The sequence below is a fragment of the Candidatus Binatia bacterium genome (assembly GCA_036493895.1).
GTDB lineage: Bacteria > Desulfobacterota > Binatia > UBA1149 > CAITLU01 > DATNBU01.
The window spans coordinates 1-2,723 of sequence record DASXOZ010000049.1; the positions used below are offsets into that span (position 1 = coordinate 1).

Annotated in this window: 6 protein-coding genes; 2 read left to right on the forward strand and 4 right to left on the reverse strand. The window is 65.2% G+C overall.

Annotation, left to right across the window (positions count from 1 at the left end; genetic code table 11):
• Together VGK20_12335 and VGK20_12340 are read right to left on the reverse strand one after the other, a co-directional pair.
• The coding region (locus tag VGK20_12335; GenBank protein ID HEY2774826.1) for an acyl-CoA dehydrogenase family protein at positions 1-335 on the reverse strand (335 nt) is incomplete at its 3' end.
• A 128-nt stretch (positions 336-463) separates the two neighbouring features.
• Entirely contained in the window at positions 464-802 is a 339-nt protein-coding gene (locus VGK20_12340) for an SRPBCC domain-containing protein (protein ID HEY2774827.1), read from the reverse strand.
• Between VGK20_12340 and VGK20_12345 the strand changes: the two genes are divergently transcribed.
• Positions 774-896, forward strand: coding sequence for a hypothetical protein (locus VGK20_12345; protein HEY2774828.1), 123 nt, complete (start codon positions 774-776; stop codon positions 894-896). The two genes, VGK20_12340 and VGK20_12345, sit on opposite strands and share 29 nt — an antisense overlap.
• A gap of 51 nt (positions 897-947) precedes the next feature.
• Entirely contained in the window at positions 948-1,115 is a 168-nt protein-coding gene (locus VGK20_12350; GenBank protein HEY2774829.1) for a DUF6726 family protein, read from the forward strand.
• 1 nt (position 1,116) lies between these two features.
• On the opposite strand, the gene VGK20_12355 is transcribed toward VGK20_12350, so the two are convergent.
• Positions 1,117-2,178, reverse strand: coding sequence for a phosphatidylserine/phosphatidylglycerophosphate/cardiolipin synthase family protein (locus tag VGK20_12355; protein HEY2774830.1), 1,062 nt, complete (start codon positions 2,176-2,178; stop codon positions 1,117-1,119).
• Positions 2,175-2,723: CoA transferase (locus VGK20_12360; protein HEY2774831.1), on the reverse strand; the 549-nt coding region annotated here is incomplete at its 5' end. The genes VGK20_12360 and VGK20_12355, both read right to left, overlap by 4 nt.

Sequence of the window (2,723 nt, forward strand, 5' to 3'; positions counted from 1 at the left end):
TTCGCCTTCTGCTCGTCGCTGCCGAAGGTGTAGATCACCGGCCCGACCATCTTGGTGCCGAACGGGATGATGCCCGGCGCGTATTCCTCCGCGCAGATGTTCTCGAAGATGTAGCGTTGCGCCGGCGTGAAGCCCGGGCCGCCATGCTTCTTCGGCCACGTGTAGACCAGCCAGCCCTTCTTCCCGAGCGCCTGCTGCCAGCGCATGTAGTCGTCGCGGATCAGGTGCTTGCCGTTCTTGACCTTGTCGCGCACGTCGGCCGGTAGATTGGCCTTCACGAACGTGCGGACTTCGTCAGCGAATTTCTGCTCTTCTGGGGTGAATGCGAGATCCATCGATCCCTCCCGCTTGCGGAGTTTCGGATTTGGTCGGAGTTTAGCCGCGAGGCCGGTTCACACAACCGGATTGCGGCTCGAAGCGCCATCGGGCGGAATAGGTTTACGTCAAAAATTTCTGCGGAAAGTCAGAATTCGAGCAGCCGGGCGAGCCGTACCAGCGCCTGCCGCGCGCCCTCCTGATTGTCCCTGGGCTTGATAGTCGCGGGCAAACCCTCGAACCGCATGCTCACTTCGACGCCGGTGCCGACGTCACGCAACGTCGTCGTCACCGTCATCTCGCCGGCACGCTCCGGCGCGTCGAAGCAGATGCGTTCGACCACCAGCTCGTTCGGCACGCGCTCGACGAACGTCGAGTCGAACGTGTCGGCGCGTCCGTCTTCATAGCCGAGTGTCATGCGATAGCCCGCGCCGTCGGCGGCAAGCAGGCGCGCCGTCATGTCCAGCGGGAAACGCCAGCGCGCCAGCTCGCTCGGCTCGCTGCAGGCACGCCAAACTGCCTCGCGCGACGCGCATATGACGCGGGAAATCAAATGGTTGCTCATGGCGCTGGAAATCTAGCCGCAACCACCGCCGGTTCGAAACCGTTCGTCCTCCAGAAAGGATAGGGCCGTGTTGCTTTTGCGTATCCTCATTGCTCTGGCGGCCGCCGCCAGTCTCACCGGTTGTGGCGCCGTCGCGTTTCCCGTGCGCACCGCCAGCGCAGCCGTGAAGATCGTGCCGGTGGCCGGCGACGTGGCCGCCTATCCGCTCGATAAGACGGCTGACGCGATCGACTAACTCACCAGCTGCGCGCTATCGCGTAGCGCTCGGGCGCGAGCGTGAACATATCAGTGTGCTTGCGGCGCAGGGCCTCGCGCAGATCGCGCGCGATGGCCGCGTCCCAGATCGAGGCGTTCATCTCCGAATTCCCGCCCATCGAATCGCGGTGCAGGTTGCACGAGCCGATGGTCGCCCAGGAGTCGTCGACGATCATCAGCTTGGCGTGGACGTAGACCGGAAGACCAGCGAGGCGGAAGTTCGGATGCCGCCCGAGTGCCTCCAGCCCCTCGAACAGAGCGCGCCGTGATGGATCCTGCCGCGCGGCGTAAACGCCCTCTTCCGGAATTGCCGGCACCAGCATCAGCACATCGACGCCGCGCGTTAGCGCCTTGTCGAGGCGCGGGATCGGGATCGCCTGGTTCTCGACGTAGATCGAGCGCTCGGCCGCATCGATCGCCTGCTCGTACTGCTCGAGGATCGAGCAATCGTCGCCGGACATCCGCTGGATCTGGACAGTACTGGGCCCACACGGCGCGAATGCTTCGCTCGGCAGGGCCATGTCCTCCGACGGATCGCGCTCGGTGGCGCCGTTCCAGCGCTGCACGAAGTTGTGCGCCACGTCGGCTGCCGACGGGCCGTTCACTTCGAGATAGGCGTCGTGCCGCTCGAGCGCCTTGGCCGTGAGATTGATACCGCCGACAAAGCCAGTGTCGTCGACCCTCCAGCTCTTCTGGTGATGGCAGTACGGCCCGACCGCGCTGTCCCAGCGCGCCTTCAGGCGCGAGCCGTCGGCCAGCGGACCGTCGAAGACACGGCCGTAGTTGATGCTGTCCGGATTGGGCCGCCAGAACAGCGCCCGCACATCGACGCCGCGCGCCGCCGCACTCTCCAGCAGTACGAACAGGCCACGCCCGTCGGGCAAGCGAAAATCGTCGCCATAGAAGGCGACCGTAAGCCAGACCCGCTCGCGCGACGCGTCGACCGCTTCGGCAATCCGGGCGAACGCCTCGCGGCCACCGATCAGCGGCCGCACGAGATTACCGTCGCGCCGCGGATAGGTTCCGGACGCGGCCGGGATCATGAGGGAACGATCAAGGTCTTGTCGGCCTTGAGCGTGGCGATGTCGGCGTCGCTGAGCCCGGCTTCACGCAGCACCTCGGGCCCATCCTCGCCGACGCGCGGTGCGTGGCGGCGGAACTCGACCGGCGTCTTCTCGAAGTCGAGCGGACTCTTGAAGGTCTTGATCGGGCCCTCGGTCGGATGCTCGCGATCGGTGAAGAAGCCGGTGGCCTTGAGGTGCGGATCGTCGAACAGGCCTTCCAGCGTGTTCACCGGCATCGCCGGGATGTCGGCCTTGTCGAGCTCGTCGAGCCAGTCCTGCGTGTTGCGATGCTTCATCAGCGCATCGAGCACCTGGTAGAGCTCGCTGAAGTACTTGGGCCGCACTGTGCGGTCACAGAAGCGCGGATCCTTGGCGAGATCGGGCCGCTCGACGATCTCGAAGAACTTCACCCAATGCGCGTCGGTGTAGGGCAGCGCGCAAATGTAGCCGTCCAGGGTCGGGAACGGATGACGGTACTTGTTGATGATGCGGTCGTAGCCCATCGCGCCGCGGCCGGGCGTCCA

Bases quoted from the DNA above. Each gene is read 5' to 3' on its own strand.
- VGK20_12355 (HEY2774830.1), bottom strand. From the start codon at position 2,178: ATGATCCCGGCCGCGTCCGGAACCTATCCGCGGCGCGACGGTAATCTC.
- VGK20_12345 (HEY2774828.1), top strand. From the start codon at position 774: ATGTCCAGCGGGAAACGCCAGCGCGCCAGCTCGCTCGGCTCGCTGCAG.